The organism is Paenibacillus sp. strain BS8-2, assembly GCF_054483835.1.
The window spans coordinates 6,023,960-6,040,496 of record NZ_CM137010.1; the positions used below are offsets into that span (position 1 = coordinate 6,023,960).

General features: G+C 50.0%; 13 protein-coding genes. 7 read left to right on the forward strand and 6 right to left on the reverse strand.

Features of this window, described 5'->3' with window-relative positions:
* Positions 1–237 precede the first annotated feature (237 nt).
* Positions 238–1,464, forward strand: a complete 1,227-nt coding sequence (locus ACX1C1_RS26050) for an aspartate aminotransferase family protein (RefSeq protein WP_458955018.1) — start codon at positions 238–240, stop codon at positions 1,462–1,464.
* 71 nt (positions 1,465–1,535) lie between these two features.
* A complete protein-coding gene (locus ACX1C1_RS26055; RefSeq protein ID WP_458955019.1) occupies positions 1,536–1,757 on the forward strand; it encodes a hypothetical protein in 222 nt (73 codons plus the stop codon).
* 62 nt (positions 1,758–1,819) lie between these two features.
* Here ACX1C1_RS26055 and uxaC read toward each other — a convergent pair whose 3' ends face one another.
* Together uxaC and ACX1C1_RS26065 are read right to left on the reverse strand one after the other, a co-directional pair.
* Positions 1,820–3,226: a glucuronate isomerase gene (gene uxaC / locus ACX1C1_RS26060; RefSeq protein ID WP_458955020.1), complete on the reverse strand. Its 1,407-nt coding sequence runs from the start codon at positions 3,224–3,226 to the stop codon at positions 1,820–1,822.
* Positions 3,227–3,240: 14 nt separating this feature from the next.
* Positions 3,241–4,536, reverse strand: coding sequence for a Gfo/Idh/MocA family protein (locus ACX1C1_RS26065; protein ID WP_458955021.1), 1,296 nt, complete (start codon positions 4,534–4,536; stop codon positions 3,241–3,243).
* Positions 4,537–4,669: 133 nt separating this feature from the next.
* On the opposite strand from ACX1C1_RS26065, the gene ACX1C1_RS26070 reads away from it, so the two are divergent.
* The 4 genes from ACX1C1_RS26070 to ACX1C1_RS26085 all read left to right on the forward strand — a co-directional run bounded on the left by ACX1C1_RS26070 (position 4,670) and on the right by ACX1C1_RS26085 (position 8,660).
* A complete protein-coding gene (locus tag ACX1C1_RS26070) occupies positions 4,670–5,530 on the forward strand; it encodes a helix-turn-helix domain-containing protein (protein ID WP_458955022.1) in 861 nt (286 codons plus the stop codon).
* Positions 5,531–5,650: 120 nt separating this feature from the next.
* On the forward strand, positions 5,651–6,637 hold the full coding sequence (locus tag ACX1C1_RS26075) for a Gfo/Idh/MocA family protein (protein WP_458955023.1): 987 nt from the start codon (positions 5,651–5,653) through the stop codon (positions 6,635–6,637).
* A gap of 33 nt (positions 6,638–6,670) precedes the next feature.
* Positions 6,671–7,576, forward strand: a complete 906-nt coding sequence (locus ACX1C1_RS26080) for a cupin domain-containing protein (protein ID WP_458957804.1) — start codon at positions 6,671–6,673, stop codon at positions 7,574–7,576.
* A gap of 4 nt (positions 7,577–7,580) precedes the next feature.
* Positions 7,581–8,660 carry a Gfo/Idh/MocA family protein gene (locus ACX1C1_RS26085; protein ID WP_458955024.1) on the forward strand — a complete coding sequence of 360 codons (1,080 nt, stop codon included), beginning with the start codon at positions 7,581–7,583 and terminating at the stop codon, positions 8,658–8,660.
* Between the two features lie 130 nt (positions 8,661–8,790).
* Here ACX1C1_RS26085 and ACX1C1_RS26090 read toward each other — a convergent pair whose 3' ends face one another.
* Together ACX1C1_RS26090 and ACX1C1_RS26095 are read right to left on the reverse strand one after the other, a co-directional pair.
* The gene (locus ACX1C1_RS26090) at positions 8,791–9,867 is read right to left on the reverse strand and encodes a Gfo/Idh/MocA family protein (RefSeq protein ID WP_458955025.1); all 1,077 of its coding nucleotides are present in this window, start codon (positions 9,865–9,867) and stop codon (positions 8,791–8,793) included.
* Positions 9,864–10,997 carry a Gfo/Idh/MocA family protein gene (locus tag ACX1C1_RS26095; RefSeq protein WP_458955026.1) on the reverse strand — a complete coding sequence of 378 codons (1,134 nt, stop codon included), beginning with the start codon at positions 10,995–10,997 and terminating at the stop codon, positions 9,864–9,866. The genes ACX1C1_RS26090 and ACX1C1_RS26095 overlap by 4 nt, the downstream gene beginning before the upstream one ends.
* Positions 10,998–11,170: 173 nt before the next feature.
* Between ACX1C1_RS26095 and ACX1C1_RS26100 the strand changes: the two genes are divergently transcribed.
* Positions 11,171–12,037 carry a helix-turn-helix transcriptional regulator gene (locus ACX1C1_RS26100; RefSeq protein WP_458955027.1) on the forward strand — a complete coding sequence of 289 codons (867 nt, stop codon included), beginning with the start codon at positions 11,171–11,173 and terminating at the stop codon, positions 12,035–12,037.
* A 78-nt stretch (positions 12,038–12,115) separates the two neighbouring features.
* On the opposite strand, the gene odhB is transcribed toward ACX1C1_RS26100, so the two are convergent.
* Both odhB and ACX1C1_RS26110 read right to left on the reverse strand, forming a co-directional pair.
* Positions 12,116–13,372 carry a 2-oxoglutarate dehydrogenase complex dihydrolipoyllysine-residue succinyltransferase gene (gene odhB, locus ACX1C1_RS26105; protein ID WP_458955028.1) on the reverse strand — a complete coding sequence of 419 codons (1,257 nt, stop codon included), beginning with the start codon at positions 13,370–13,372 and terminating at the stop codon, positions 12,116–12,118.
* Positions 13,373–13,379: 7 nt separating this feature from the next.
* Positions 13,380–16,286, reverse strand: a complete 2,907-nt coding sequence (locus tag ACX1C1_RS26110) for a 2-oxoglutarate dehydrogenase E1 component (protein WP_458955029.1) — start codon at positions 16,284–16,286, stop codon at positions 13,380–13,382.
* Between the last annotated feature and the right edge of the window lie 251 nt (positions 16,287–16,537).

Sequence of the window (16,537 nt, forward strand, 5' to 3'; positions counted from 1 at the left end):
CCTATCAAACAGACCTCAAATTCCACCAAACCGTGGAGTCTGAGGTCTGTTTTCTCGTGTTGAAGCACAACAGAAATAAATTTTCTATGAATCAATTGAATATTTATAACTATAAGTGTATATTTATACACTATAAGAAACTAAGGCAACAACTGAGCGAAACACAAAGCAGCTACAACTTCAAGCACTACAACACCCAAGTCCAGCATGCATAGCATGTACAGGGAGGTAACCATTGTGAAACAAGTTTTATCGTCCACAACGTTAGCGGCAGGCAGTAAGACAAACACGCTTCTCCGGACAGCACGCCAACATTTGTTATTTACCGCCAATCGTCCGGCAGTTGTAATGGAATCCGGACAAGGCATGTATATAAAAGATGCGGAAGGAAGAACCTACCTCGATTTCGTTGGCGGATGGGCGGTTAACGCACTAGGCCATAGTCCGGAGGTGCTTCGGCAAGCTCTCGCGGAGCAATCCAGCAAGCTGGTGCTCGCTAGTCCCGCCTATTATAATGAGCCGATGATTCGATTTGCCGAGTTGTTAACCGATATTAGCGGGATGGATAAAGTATTTTTCGCCAGCACAGGTGCCGAAGCGAACGAATGTGCAGTTAAGCTCGCTCGTAAACACGGTGCGATCCATTTGGATGGCGCATACGAAATCATTACATTAAACAACAGCTTCCATGGACGAACACTGGCCATGATGTCCGCAACGGGCAAGTCGCAATGGGAATCCCTATTCGAACCGAAAGTGCCCGGCTTTATTCATGTCCCGCTGGGGGATCTCGACGCATGTTTCGCCGCTGTCTCCAATCGGACCTGTGCAATCATGTTGGAGCTCGTTCAGGGCGAAGGCGGCGTTCATGCCGTCGACGAGGCTTACCTATTCGGAATACGCAAAATTTGCGATATGTACGGCATTGCCCTTATCTTTGACGAAGTTCAGACTGGACTGGGACGCACGGGCAAGCTATTCGCCTATGAACATTTCGGTATTAAACCCGATATTATGACGCTGGGCAAAGCAATCGGCGGCGGTTATCCGCTATCCGCTGCGCTCGCTACTGACAAATTCGATCTCTTCGAGCCTGGCGATCAAGGCGGCACTTATATCGGCCAGCCGCTCGGCATGGCCGCTGGTTATGCCGTCGTTCGCGAGCTGCTCGACCGCGGCTTAACAGGTAACGCAGCACGACTAGGCGACTATTTGTTAGGCATTCTCCGCTCACTTGAAGCACGCGGACTGCTGCGTAACGCGCGGGGTCTAGGATTGCTCGTCGCCTTTGACCTGCCAGAGGGAATGGCGCCAAAGCTGGTTTCCCGTTGTCTCGAGCTGGGTCTGCTTATTAATGTTACAGGCGGATCGACGATCCGATTAATGCCACCGCTTGTTACAGAACGGTGGCATATCGAAGAGATGGCTTCTATCTTAACCAAGGCACTGCTTGAAATTGAATAGCATTCACGAGTTGTCCCTCTGCATACGATAATTACGGTAATAGTCGGCAGAGGAGGGGGCACACCGCGATCATGAGGCGGAGAATGGGGCTTGCGAGGTATGACGAATATGTAATCTTAGTTGTACCCGCATGGAAGTGGAAGGAATTTATAGCCTTTGAGCTTATAGGAGGCTTCGCTTTTTATTTGGTAGGCAAAGTGCTCGCGCAAGGAGAATGGTTCTGCATCGCCGCCAATGTAGCTGTTCCGCAAATGCTTAGGTATACCAACAGCGTCTTCCGAAGTCCGTCCTAAAGGACGTTCTATCGGAAGACGCTGTTTTCAAGTAAAGATATGTGGCATACCTATCTTGTCATTCAGAAACCAAAATACTGCTTCGCGTTGCGATACGATATATTCTCGACAATGGAGCCAAGCAGCTCGAGATCGTTCGGCGCTTCGCCGTTCTCCGCCCATTCGCCTAACAGATTGCATAACAGTCGGCGGAAATATTCGTGACGCGTATACGAAAGGAAGCTGCGGGAATCGGTCAACATCCCGACAAACCGGCTCAGCAAACCGAAGTTCGCAAGCGAGTTCATCTGCTCCAGCATACCGTTTTTGGTATCGTTGAACCACCAAGCCGAGCCGAGCTGCAGCTTGCCTGGCACGCCGCCTCCCTGGAAGCTGCCCATAAGCGCCGCAATGACTTCATTGTCCCGGGCATTCAACGAATAAAGAATCGTACGAGGCAATGAATCACTGCCGTCAAGCGCATTAAGCAGACTTGTCAGCGGACCCGCTACCGGACTGTCGCCGATGGAATCGTAACCAGTATCCGGTCCAAGCTTGCCGAACATACGGCTATTATTGTTCCTAGATGCATTGATATGAAGCTGCATCGCCCAGCCGAGCTCTGCGTACAGTCTGCCCATAAAGAGGAACGTAAACGTCTTATACTCCTTCTCCTCATCCAGCGTAACGGTTTCGCCGCGAAGCGCCTTCGAGAAGATCGCAGCTGCCTCTTCTTGCGTGGTTTGTGCATAAGGCACATAGTCAAATGCATGATCCGATACGCGGCAGCCCACTTCGTGGAAGAAACGAATCCGCGATTCAAGCGCCGACAGAAGTGCCGCATAATCCGTAATAGCGCCGCCTGTTACTTGCCCAAGCGCCTCTATCCAGCCAAGAAAGGTCTGACGGTTGATCTCCAGCGCTTTATCTGGACGGAACGAAGGCAGGACTAATGTATCAAAATCCTCCAGCTCCTTGATCTGGCGATGATATTCTAGCGAATCGATTGGATCGTCAGTCGTACAGATGACTTCGACACCGGAAATACGGATCAAATCGCGCGCTTTGAATTGTCCAGTTGCAAGCTTCGCATTGACCTTCTCCCAAATAATAGGCGCATTCGTTTCATTGATAAGCTCTTCTACGCCGAAGAAGCGCCGCAGCTCGAGATGCGACCAATGATACAGCGGATTGCCGATCGTCTGCGGGACAGTCCCCGCCCAAGCCAAGAAGCGGTCGTAATCCGTGGCGCCGTCGCCGCCCGTCACCAGATGCTCCTCTACCCCGTTCGCGCGCATCGCCCGCCATTTGTAATGATCGCCATAGAGCCATGCTTCAGTAATGGTGGAAAAGCTGGTATTGTCATATATTTGTTGTGGGCTCAAATGGCAATGATAGTCAATGATCGGCATATCTTTGGCATAGTCATGATAAAGCCGGATCGCCGTTTCGTTTGCTAGCAGAAAGTTTTCGTCCAGGAATGGCTTCAAGATCTTTCCTCCTCTTAGGATTGTTCGATGTTCACCAGCGTGTCTACCGCGACCGCGAGCCCAGTCTGAATGGAACGGTTAGCCGCAATACCCGTCAGAATCGACTTCGCTCCATCTACATGGTTGGCTGCGCGACGGAACGGATCCTCCTTCGGTACACCGAACAAGTCATTAAGCAATACTGGATCACCGCCGCCATGTCCGCCTTTTCCTTCTTCCACTTCAACCGTATAAGGCGTACCGAACATCGGGAATACGTTCAGGGTCTTGCCGATTACCGCTCCTTCGAGCGCCTTATCACCGCCGGAGTTTACATAGGATTGTTCGATGATGCTCATTTCGATACGTCCCTTTGTGCCGTTAAAGGCGATACGATATCCTTCCCATGGCATATACGCGTTAAGCGAATACGTCAGGATTGCATTGTTTTTGTATTTGACCAAAACGCCCATCGTGTCCTCGATATTAATGCCGTCTCCGAAGACGCTCTGATCACGACGATAGCCGTCCTCATGCTCGGCGTCAAGATACATCGCCTTCAAATGATCGTTCCCATCCAGATGCAGCGCGAATGGGTCATCCTTTGCGTTTTCATTCCCAGTAGCACGCTCGTAGAACTTCGTCTCGCCGCGTCCCTCCGCATTCTCGCGACCATAGAACAACAAGTCGCCATATGCGAATACGGATTCCGGCTCGGAGCCGATCCAGAAATTAACGAGATCGAAGTGATGCGTCGACTTATGAACAAGCAGTCCGCCGCTGTTGTTTTTGTTGCGATGCCATCTGCGGAAGTAGTCCGCTCCGTGCTGCGTATTCAGCAGCCACTCGAAGTGTACGGAGGTTACCTTCCCGATGGCGCCTGATGCGATGAGCTCTTTGGCTTTCGTATGGTGCGGTGCATATCGGTAATTGAACGTTACGCGTACATTGCGACCTGTTCGCTCGACTGCGTCTACAATCTCCTGGCATTTGTTCGCATCGACGGTCATCGGTTTCTCTGTGATCACATCGCAGCCGAGCTCCATTGCACGGATAATATACGTATGATGCGTCCGGTCCACGCTTGTTACGATCACCGCATCCGGCCGCTCAATCTCGATCATTTGGTCAAAACGATCTGCCGTGTACGTCCGTACTTCCTCATATTCGTATTTGGATTTCAGCAGCTTATTCGCGTAGTCCATCCGGGTTTGATTGATATCGCAGAAACCTACAAGCTCCGATGTATCCCGGTAGTCTCTTGCAATCGCTCCATAAAAAAATTCAGCACGTCCGCCTGTACCGACAAGCACGTATTTCTTTTTATTCATCTCAATTACCTCCCAAATTTCGCATACGCTTTCATATATTCATTTTATAGCATATTAATGATATAATTCTTGTCAAATAATGCGTAAATCACAATAAACCACGCAAATCATGCTTTATTATAGGAGGAATATCTTGACGACTTCTTCTTCATCGATGATTCATTACGGCACTCCAGCTGATCTCTACGTCGAATATGTGAAACGTACGGAGCCTTATACGATGGATATCGATCACTATCACCCTTATTACGAAATCTATTACCTCTTGTCAGGCAGCCGCGTCTATTTTATCGAGGACCGTTCGTATTCCATTGAACAAGGAGATCTTGTCTTTATCGGGAAGGAAATGTTTCATCGTACTATGCAAGCGGGCGAATCTAAGCATGAGCGTGTCATTATTCATTGCTCAGACGAATGGTTCCGCGGGCTAGGAGGGGATCTGAAAACGATGTTCGCCCGATTGTTCGAAGCGGATATGCGCGTTCTACGTCTCCCGCGCTCTGAGAGCCTGATTGCCGAATCCGCTATCCGGACAATGAAACAAGAAGCCGAGAGCCGAGAGGCTGGTTATCCCATGGCGATCCGTCATGCTGCTGCGTCCCTCCTGCTGCTATGCGGCCGTTATGCGGCCAAACACCAACCGGAACCGTTCCATCACGTCTCGCCCCTCCATGCCAAAATTTCCGAGATTGTCCGCTACATTAATGCACACTACGATGAACCGCTGCGGCTCGCGGAGCTGTCCGATCGTTTTTTTATCAGCTCGCATTATCTCAGCCGCATGTTCAAAGAGGTAACAGGTTTCGTATTCACCGACTATGTCGTGCTGACGCGGATCAAGGAAGCACAACGCCTCCTACGCGAGACGGAGCTATCGATTTCCGCCATTGCAGAAAGGGTGGGATTTGAAAACTTTTCTCATTTCGGCAAAACCTTTAAAAAGGTTGCTGCGATATCTCCTAGAGAGTATCGAAAATCAATGTCGCAATTTTAAACCCTTAAAGTCGCTAATTAACACTTATATTGGTCAAATAAATATGTTAGATTTATTCTGTTGTCACAAATTCGCATGTATTCCATAGATAGAATCGGTCATCCCAAAGGAGCAGATGAAATGTTGAGAATCGGCAAAATCAGTTATTGGCACGTACATGCCTGGGACTATACCAAACAGACACAAGAACATCCGGACACTGTCATCGCGGCAGTATGGGACGAGGATGAACAACGGGGACGCGAAGCGGCCGATAAACTGGACGTACCGTTCTATGCTGACCTTAACGAGATGCTTGCAAGCGACATCGATGCGGTCATCGTAGACGCGCCAACGAATCGCCACGCAGAAGTCATGCTAGCTGCAGCTGCTGCAGGCAAACATATTTTCACAGAGAAGGTTATCGCACCAACACTTGTTGAGGTGAATCAAATTCTGGAAGCGGTTCAATCCAATGAATTGAAGCTGACAGTATCGCTGCCTCGCCTTAATGATGGATATACGCTCGCGATTCGCGAGCTGCTCGAGAAAGAAACATTGGGTCAAATTACGCAGGTTCGCGTCAGATTGTCCCATGGCGGCGCTATTGCCAACTGGCTGCCAGAACACTTCTATAACCTGGAGCAATGTGCAGGCGGTGCCTTAATCGATTTGGGCTGTCATCCGATGTATTTGACTCGCCTCTTCCTTGGTGAGCTGCCTACCGAAGTATCCGCACAATTCGGTTATGTGACGGGACGCGAGGTTGAAGACAATGCAGTAGCAATTCTTCGCGGCGCTGGCGGCGCTATTGGTATTGTGGAGGCCGGCTTTGTTAATCCGCACTCGCCATTCACGATCGAAATCCATGGCACCAAAGGATCCTTATTATATGGAACACCTGAGAGCTTGCTGCTAGTTCGCTCTAATGACGACGAGGCTTGGGCATCGGTAACGATCCCTGCGAATCGTTCGAGCGCGTTCGAGCAATGGGTCGAACATATTCAGAACGGCACGACGGCCGAAGAGAACATTGCCTTGGCGAGAGAGCTGACGATATTGATGGAAGCCGCCGGACGTTCCGCGGCACAAGGACGTTCTGTCAAGCTGAACGAATTGGAAGGCTAGTTCGAAGTGGCAACGGTTTTTCCTTACTCCATCATGAGCGAACGGCCCGATGCGCTTGAGCGTCTGGATCTGAGATTCCAATGGGGACCCTATGATATTCACGTGCTGCGATTTCATTTGACTTATTTTCCGGCCGGCAGGGCTGTCGCTTTCCACAAACATGCGGAGTTCGAATTTCATTTTATCCCGCGGGGCAAGGGCAAGGTCATATTGGTGGATCAAGAATATTCATTGAGACCCGGGCAATTTTATTTGACCGGTCCAGGCGTGATGCATTATCAAGAGGCTGGCGATCGTGAGGGTATGGATGAACTCTGCCTGCATATCGATATTGTGGAGAGAACACAGACGGGCGATGAAGAAGAAGACTGGGAATGGGCCGAAGCGCGATCCTGCGTCAAGAAGCTGATCGAACTTCCCTTGTTCCCTGCAATCGACGCGCATGATGCAATGCGATGCTTCTTGAATGCTTACGAGGCCTGTAATGATTATTACTCAGGAAGCTATACGACCATCAAACAAAATGTCATCCAAATTTTGCTGCGTTCCGTCCGTGCCTATGATACAGTAAATGAGACAAGACATCTCCCGACCAAAGACATGAAGGCGTACCGTTATCAGCTTGCCATCGAATTTATGCAAGCGAATTACAGCGGTCCGTTGTCACTGGAGGAAGTAGCGGAGAAGCAACGACTGAGCGCTCGTCAACTGCAACGTTTATTCAAGGAGATGAGTGACGAAGCCCATACGTTTAGCCGCGTTCTTGAGGACATCAGGTTAGAGGCCGTATGCCGCGAGCTCTCCGAAGGCGTCAAGTCGATTGAAGAGATCGCCAAAGCAACAGGTTTCTCCACCAGCAATTATTTGCATGCCGTATTCCGCAAGAGATACGGCATGACACCATCCGATTATCGGAAACAAACAAATCCAGGAGGCTAAAGTCATGTCCAAAACGTACAAGCTAGCTATTATCGGCTGCGGTGGTATTGCAAACGGCAAACATATGCCAAGTCTTAAACATCTAAAAAATGTAGAGATGGTAGCGTTCTGCGATATCGTCGAAGAGCGTGCAGTAGAAGCAGCGGCCCAGTATGGTGCTGAAGGTGCACGTGTATACACTGATTATACGGAACTGCTTAAGGATGCTACGATCGACATCGTACACGTATGTACGCCTAACGACTCTCATGCCGATATCGCGATTGCAGCGATGGAAGCCGGCAAACATGTCATGAGTGAGAAGCCTATGGCCAAGACCGCTAGCGATGCTGGCCGCATGCTGGAAGCTGCTAAACGCACCGGCAAAAAATTGACTGTTGGCTACAACAACCGTTTCCGGACAGACAGCCAGATCCTGAAGCAAGTCTGCGAAGCAGGCGAGCTTGGCGAGGTGTATTACGCGAAGGCGCATGCGGTTCGCCGCCGTGCCGTTCCGACATGGGGAGTATTCCTCGATGAAGAAAAACAAGGCGGCGGCCCGCTCATCGATATCGGCACGCACGCACTTGATCTGACGCTCTGGATGATGGACAACTACAAACCGAAAGTTGTACTTGGTCAATCCTTCCACAAGCTGTCCGGACGCGAGAATGCAGCTAATGCTTGGGGACCATGGGATCCAGCACAATTCACGGTAGAAGATTCCGCATTCGGCATGATCGTCATGGAGAATGGCGCAACCATCGTGCTTGAATCCAGCTGGGCACTTAATACGCTTGAAGTAGATGAAGCCAAATGTACGCTAAGCGGCACAGAAGGCGGGGCTGACATGAAGGGTGGCCTTCGTATCAACGGCGAGCAACATAGTCGTCTGTTCACGAAAGAGATCGACCTCAATGCTGGCGGCGTTGCATTCTACGAAGGAAAATCGGAGAAGGATTCCGATCTGGAGATGAGAATGTGGATTAAAGCAATCGACGAAGATACCGACCCGGTTGTGACACCGGAGCAGGCTTACGTCGTTTCCCAAATTCTCGAGGCGATCTACGAATCGGCCAAAACGGGTAAAGCGATCTACTTCTAAGAGCTTCCCGCAATCTCACGTCCTCATTTAATCATAAAAGAGCGGCTCCCGCAGACCTCACTACTTGGTCCGGGATGCCGCTCTTCTCGTTGTAGGGACCGGGCATTGGATATGCCCGGCCCTCTATTCATTACCCTTCTACTTTAACCGCGTCACGCTGCGCAATCAACGACAACTCGGCTGCTTTGAAGGTATGCTCTTGCGTCATCGCGTTTTCGGTGCCATTGATAATATCAAGTATCAAAGCTCCGAAGTATGGGAAGCCCACTTTGCCTTTGAGACGAAGATGCTGTTCCCCTTCTCCATTGACAAGGTACAATTGATCGCCTTCCGACTCTCTGCCCACATCAATGTACTTGCGAAGCTCGATGTATCCTTCCGTACCTAGAATCAACGTACGTCCATCGCCCCAAGTTCCCAGTCCGTTTGGCGTCAGCCAATCCACTCGGAAGTATCCTGTTGCCCCATTCTCGCCTATCAACGTCATATCACCAAAGTCCTCGAGCTCGGGATAATCTTTCGCCGTGTAATTGGCGACTTTGCTACCTGCAACTGTGGCGTTCTTATTACCTGTGAAATATAGAAACTGCTCAACTTGATGCGAGCCGATATCGCACAGGATGCCGCCGTATTGCTCCTTCTTGAAGAACCAGTCGGGACGCGATGGTGCATTAAGTCGATGCGGTCCGAGACCAAGCACTTGCACAACTCGGCCAATCGCCCCTTGATGAATCAACTCGCCAGCATAAATCGCACTCTCTACATGCAGCCGTTCACTATAATATACTGCGTATTTCTTGCCGGTTTCGGCAGCTGCGACACGTGCTTCTTCCAGTTGCTCGAGCGTCGTGAACGGCGCTTTGTCCGTAAAATAATGTTTGCCGCTGCGCATAACACGTACGCCGAGTGGGCCGCGCTCCGATGTAATGGCTGCTGCTGCGACGAGCTGCACATCGCTATCATCAAGTATCGCCTCCAGTGACGATACAACCGTTACGCCAGGATACTTTTGCGCGAAAGCCTCTGCTCTTGTGCGATCCGCATCATAGACCCACTTCAGCTCACCGCCTGCTTCGATCAAACCGTTGCACATCCCGTAGATATGCCCGTGATCCAAATTCGTCGCAGCAAATATAAATTCGCCTGGAGCGACTACTTGTTTGGACTCCCCCTTTGGCGCGTAGTTCATGCCATCAGATTTGCTCATACGATAACCCCTTTACGATTATTGGATTCTGCAATTTTCTGCTGAAGGTACGAATAATACAACTCCTCGTCGATCGGCAGGTCTACCCAGTTATCGGTCCAGGTCGACAGGTGCATGGCATTGGATAACATTAGCCCTTTAATTCCTTCCGCGCCCGGTGCAATCAACGCTTCATCATGAAGAATCGCGTTCACAAAGTTCTGGATGATTCCTTTATGGTCTGGATTCGTGCCATGGATCGGGATATCGCATTTCCAGCATTCTGGCGCGCCGAATCCACCTTTGAACGTTGCATTGAATTCACGCTCAGATACCCGTAATCTCCAGAATGTCAGCTTGTTGTCCTCAATAACCACCTTGCCATTATCGCCGCTGATCTCCAGACGGTTCGTACCAGGCGCTTCGCCAGTGGACGTCACGAACACGCCTGTTGCACCATTCTCGTATTCCACGAATGCCGTAACATCATCTTCCACCTCGATATCACGGTGCTTGCCAAAGTAGCAGAATGCGCGAACTCGCTTAGGCATCATGTTAATAGTCCATTGCCATAGATCGAGCTGATGCGGGTCCTGATTAATCAATACACCGCCGCCTTCTCCTTCCCACGTTGCACGCCAAGTACCGGAATCATAATAGCTCTGGGAGCGATACCAGTTGGTTATAATCCAATTTGTTCTTCTGATCTCGCCAAGCTCTCCACTGTCCACCAGATCCTTAAGTTTCATGTACAACGGATTTGTACGTTGGTTATACATCATGCTGAACTTTACGTCCGTCTTCGCGGCTGCATCGTTCATCTCGCGCACTTGCTTTGTATATACACCGGCAGGTTTTTCGCAGAGCACATGCAAATTACGTTTGAATGCAGCGATAGCCAGTTCAGGATGAGAATAATGTGGCGTCGCGATTAATACGGCATCAATGAGACCCGAATCCATCATCGTGTAGGGATCGCTGAATAACGGTACTTCGCTGCCCAGATTTTCCTTCGCCCACGCTTGACCCGGTTCCGCGCTATCGCTGACCGCAGCAAGCTGAACGCCGTTCACTTCTCCGCGCTTGATATAGCCGATATGTCCTTTACCCATATTACCAAGTCCGATAATACCTAATCGCACACTACTCATCAGAATTACGCTCCTTTGAAGGGAACCGGATAACCGTGTTCCGTCTTTACTTCTTAATGACTCCATTTTATCACGGTAACCGTTTTCGTCACTTCATTCGCATTAACCGATTCCGACTTTCATTTAACTCTGGTTGGTGTATAATGAAGGGGAAACCGTAAGGGGGAAATCGGATGACTATCAAGCATCACATCGCCGCTCCAATTACACTTGGAACAACGATCAGCTATAACTTCGCCCATCAATATCATACACATCCCCACTACGAAATCTATTATTTCTACGGTGGCAAAGCCAATTATCTGATCAATGACAAGATATATACACTTGAACCAGGCGATATGTTTCTGATGCATGGCATGACCTTGCACAAAGCGCATGTCGATCCGCAAATCGCTTATCATCGCACAACGATTCACCTAGATCCCATCTACTTCCAGCAGCATATTCAGCCCTCGTATACAGATGATTTGTTAGCGCCTTTCAGCAAGCTGCAGAATGTTCGATTACAGCTTCGGGGTGACGTGAAACGCGAAGCCGAAGAAGCGATCGCCAAGATGGATGAGCTTTACAATCAAGGCACAGCGCTGTCATACCAACGATTTCAAGCCCGGTTGCTCGATTTTCTTATTTTCATTAGCGAATTATGCAGCCAGCCTCTCAAAGATAAAACAAGTTTTCCATCCCTCAAGGAGGAACATGTCCAGACGATCATTTCGTATCTAGAGAATCAATACAACGAGGAAATCACTTTGGAGGATATCGGAACAAGGCTCCATTTGAACAAATATTATTTGGCCAAAACCTTCAAACAGGTTACCGGCTTGACGATCTTCCAATATTTGATGCATCGCCGTGTTTATCAAGCCAAGCTGCGACTCATAAGCGATAACGAGAGCATCACAGGTATCGGATATGATGTTGGCTTCAAACATTCATCGCATTTCAGCCGCGTATTCAAAGAGCATACGGGTATGACGCCAGAGCGATATCGCAAGCTTCACAATCTGAATCATACATCTTCCTCTTCCTCTACCTGACAAACAACAAAGAACCGATCCATTCATCCCGCGAGGGACAAAGTGGATCGGTTCTTTTCCGTTATATGACCGAGTCAATTAACCTTGAAGCAGCAATTGCTCTGGATCTTCGAGCATTTCTTTGATAGCGACTAGGAAACGAACAGCTTCGCTTCCATCTACGATACGGTGGTCGTACGACAATGCGATATACATCATTGGACGATTCTCCATTGTCGTAGCGTCGATCGCAACAGGACGCAATTGAATCTTATGCATGCCCAGAATACCTACTTGAGGCGTGTTAAGAATAGGCGTCGACAGCAACGAACCGAATACGCCACCGTTTGTGATCGTGAAGCTGCCGCCTTGAAGGTCGCTAAGCGCGAGCGTATTGGCACGTGCTTTCTTAGCCAGATCGACGATGTTTTTTTCGATCTCGGCGAAGCCCAGACGATCAGCATCGCGTACGACCGGCACGACCAAACCTTCTTTAGCAGATACGGCGATACCGATATCGTAGAATTTCTTCACGATAATATCATCTCCGTCGATCTCTGCGTTAAGCAGCGGGAACTGCTTCAGAGCACCAACAACAGCCTTCGTGAAGAAGGACATGAAGCCCAAATTCACTTCGTTTTTGTCGAAGAAGGATTGTTTGCGACGTTTGCGAAGGTCAAGAATTGCCGTCATGTCGATTTCGTTAAACGTCGTCAACATAGCTGCCGTACGCTGAGCCTCTACCAAGCGCGTAGCAATCGTAGCGCGGCGACGCGACATACGTTTGCGCTCGACCGGCTTGCCGCCTGTTGTCGATGCAACTGGAGCTGCTGGCGCAGGAGCAGCAGGAGCTTTAGGCGCAACTGGAGCCGGTGCTTGTCCATGCGAGCGGACATCATCCGGGAAGATGCGTCCGATACTGTCTTTGCCTTGTACTTGCGTAAGGTCGATGCCTTGTTCGCGCGCTAGCTTACGTGCTGCAGGCGAAGCATTAACCGCTGCCGCAGAGGATGGCAGTACAGGAGCTGCAACCGCTTGAGCCGCAGGCGCAGCAGCCACTGGGGCTGCCGCTGCCGGCTCAACAGCTGGCGCAGGAGCCGGCGCGGAAGGTGCCGCACCTGTCGAAGCTCCAATTGCTCCGATTGCCTCGCCAACTTGTACAACCTCACCGTCTTTGCGAGCGATGTTGGATACGACGCCATTGCTGTCTGCGCTGATCTCGATGTTAACTTTATCCGTTTCAAGCTCAAGAAGGACATCGCCTTGATTGACGGAATCCCCTTCTTTCACGAACCACTTCGTAATCGTACCTTCTGTGATCGATTCTCCCAATTCTGGAACGATAATTTCTGCCATGATTATGTTACCCCCTTACCAGACTCGATTCGAATGGCTGACCATTCAAAGCGGATGAAATAATGGATTGCTGTTCAGCTACGTGAATTTCTTGATGACCGGTTGCCGTACTTGCGCGGTCAGGACGACCGATGTAACGTACATTTACTTTGCCAGGGGCAAGCTCACGTAGACGTGGCTCCATGTACAACCAGGATCCTTGGTTCTTCGGTTCTTCTTGCACCCATACGATCTCTTCCAGCTTAGGGAACTGGCTGATAACACGCTCCAGCTCGGCTTGCGGCAGCGGGTAAAGCTGTTCGACGCGAGCGACGCGAAGCCAACCGTAATCAGCTTCATCCTTCGACGATAATGCTTCGTCCAGATCTACCATTACTTTGCCGCTTCCCAGAAGAAGACGTTTGACTTTATCCTTGGCTGCTTTCGCTTCAGTGAAGCTGAATTGCGGCAGGACAGGCTTAAACGATCCTTCGCTGAATTCTACGCCGTGCGAAGCTACCCGCGGATTGCGGAGCAAGCTCTTAGGCGCCATCAAGATGAGCGGTCGCACACTGTCGCTGCCGAGCATCGCCGCTTGCTTACGAAGCAAGTGGAAGTACTGTGCAGATGTCGTCAGATTCGCAACCGTCCAGTTGTTGTCGGCGGACAGCTGCAAGAATCGCTCTAGACGAGCACTGGAGTGCTCCGGTCCTTGACCTTCATAGCCATGCGGCAGAAGGACTGCGATACCAGACTTCTGCGACCATTTCGCGCGACCTGCGGACATAAATTGGTCGAAGATAACTTGAGCAACGTTAGCGAAATCGCCGAACTGTGCTTCCCAGATGACAAACGAGTTTGGCGCGAAGACGTTATACCCGTATTCGAATGCCAGTACAGCCGTCTCCGAAAGCGGGCTGTTATGCACAGCGAACGACGCTTTCGCTTGCGGGAACATATGCAGCGGCGTAAATTTCTCAGCCGTCGAGTTATCATTCAGCATGATGTGACGATGAGCAAACGTTCCGCGCTCAGAGTCTTGACCGCTTAGACGAATCGATGTTCCGTCCGCTAGGATCGTAGCAAAAGCAAGAGTTTCCGCATGTGCCCAATCTAGCTTTTCTCCATCGTTCAAGCTTGTAGCTCGGCGTTGAAGAATACGCTGCAGTTTCGAATATTCAGTGAAGCCTTCCGGACGATTAAGCAGCTCGAGATTAATCTCTTTGAGCGTATCCATCGGAACTGCTGTTGGCACGTCTTCTGGTACGATAACGCCTGACTCCTGAGTAATCTGAACATGCGCTTTGCCTTCGTTTGCTTTCATGGCGTCATAACCCGATTGGAGAGCATTAGCCGTCTTCTCACGCAATTGTTCAACCTGCTCAGCCGAGATCGTGTTCGTTGACTTCAGTTGTTCTGCGTATAGTACGGCTACAGTAGGATGATTACGAACCTTGGAGTAGACAAGCGGCTGAGTTGCATCCGGATCGTCCATTTCGTTATGGCCGTAACGGCGGTAACCGATTAGATCGATAACAAAACCTTTGTTATAAATCAAACGATATTCGCAAGCAAGGCGTACGGCAGCCAAACATGCTTCCGGATCGTCCGCATTAACGTGAATGATCGGAATATCGAAACCTTTGGCCAAGTCGCTTGCATAATAAGTTGAACGGGAGTCTACGCTATTGGTCGTGAAGCCAAGACGGTTGTTTGCGATGATATGGATCGTTCCGCCATTGCGGTAGCCTTGCAGATTGTTGAAGTTTAACGTCTCGGCAACGATACCTTCGCCGATAAATGCCGCGTCACCGTGCACGCAAACCGTAACGGCCTTATGCAAATCTTGCGTTGGGAAGCCCGGTTTGCTGCGGTCTTCCTGCGCTGCACGCGTATAACCTTCGACGATAGGATTAACGAATTCCAGATGGCTCGGGTTGTTTGCGAGTGTCACTCGCGCACGTACCGTTTCGCCTTCTGTGAAAGCTCTGTCGGCACCTAGATGGTACTTAACGTCGCCGCTCCAACCGAAGTTAATACCGATCGAACCTTCCGAAGGAACCAGCTCCTTGTTAGGGGAGTGATGGAACTCGGAGAAAATCTTCTCGTAAGGTTTGCCAAGTACGTGCGTAAGCACGTTTAGACGTCCCCTATGAGCCATGCCGATCAAGATATCATTAGCGCCATCATGAGCTACCGCACGGACAACCTCATCCAGTACAGGCACCAGCATATCTACGCCCTCGATGGAGAAACGCTTCTGACCAACAAAAGTTTTGTGGATAAAGCTCTCGAATTGCTCAACCTGCATGAGGCGCTCTAGCAATCCTTCCTTCTCGCGAGTCGAGAGAGGAGCCGGGAACGAACCAGACTCAGCTTGTTTGTTCAGCCAAGTGCGCTCGTTCTCATCATGGATATGTGTAAATTCGTATGCAGCCGATCGGGTGTAGATTTCACGCAATCTGACAATAGCATCCCATCCGTTAGCGACCGATGCGGGAGCGTTATCCCAGATCAGCGAAGCTGGAATGGAGGCCAAATCCTGCTCAGTAAGTCCAAATGTCCCTGGATCGAGCAGCTTCGTATCCGCAGCCTGGCTAATGCCAAGCGGATTAATATCCGCACCTAAATGGCCGTAACGGCGAATGTTCAGCATAAGCTGATGCGCAGCAACGACCTTCTTCAACATATTGCTATCGACCGGACCTGGTACAGCAGCAGATGTTGCTCTTACGCCAACTTCTGCCTGCGGAGATGCGACAGTGCTAGCAATATCTGTTGGTGGCGCGCCCCATTGAACGAACATGTCGCGTACCGAAGCCTCTACGGCATTGGGATCGTTAAGAAACAGCTCGTATTGCTCCTGGACATAACCCAGGTTTGGTCCATAATAGCTCTTCCAAGGCGATGAATTGTGGTCATCATGGATGCTCATTGCAGAAAATTCCACCCTCTCTATTCATAACCGTCCTATTATTTTCTGTGGCGGGCGTTTCCATACGCCGGCGCCGTAAACCAAAAGAAGAAGCTGTCGACCGCGACAAACACGGTTTCGTAGCTCCTTCATATTTTAGTACATTACACGCCTGTCTTCCATAATCATATTGGCATCGGTTTCATCCATTTCAGGTATGGATAAGATGATAATCACGCTATAATTTAGAAAGATTCACGATATTTCGCGAC

What these genes read in the sequence shown, in the direction of transcription:
- ACX1C1_RS26055 (WP_458955019.1), top strand. Translation starts at nt 1,536, where the DNA reads ATGAGGCGGAGAATGGGGCTTGCGAGGTATGACGAATATGTAATCTTA.
- ACX1C1_RS26065 (WP_458955021.1), bottom strand. Translation starts at nt 4,536, where the DNA reads ATGAATAAAAAGAAATACGTGCTTGTCGGTACAGGCGGACGTGCTGAA.
- ACX1C1_RS26075 (WP_458955023.1), top strand. Translation starts at nt 5,651, where the DNA reads ATGTTGAGAATCGGCAAAATCAGTTATTGGCACGTACATGCCTGGGAC.
- ACX1C1_RS26080 (WP_458957804.1), top strand. Translation starts at nt 6,671, where the DNA reads ATGAGCGAACGGCCCGATGCGCTTGAGCGTCTGGATCTGAGATTCCAA.
- ACX1C1_RS26085 (WP_458955024.1), top strand. Translation starts at nt 7,581, where the DNA reads ATGTCCAAAACGTACAAGCTAGCTATTATCGGCTGCGGTGGTATTGCA.
- ACX1C1_RS26090 (WP_458955025.1), bottom strand. Translation starts at nt 9,867, where the DNA reads ATGAGCAAATCTGATGGCATGAACTACGCGCCAAAGGGGGAGTCCAAA.
- ACX1C1_RS26095 (WP_458955026.1), bottom strand. Translation starts at nt 10,997, where the DNA reads ATGAGTAGTGTGCGATTAGGTATTATCGGACTTGGTAATATGGGTAAA.
- ACX1C1_RS26100 (WP_458955027.1), top strand. Translation starts at nt 11,171, where the DNA reads ATGACTATCAAGCATCACATCGCCGCTCCAATTACACTTGGAACAACG.
- odhB (WP_458955028.1), bottom strand. Translation starts at nt 13,372, where the DNA reads ATGGCAGAAATTATCGTTCCAGAATTGGGAGAATCGATCACAGAAGGT.
- ACX1C1_RS26110 (WP_458955029.1), bottom strand. Translation starts at nt 16,286, where the DNA reads ATGAGCATCCATGATGACCACAATTCATCGCCTTGGAAGAGCTATTAT.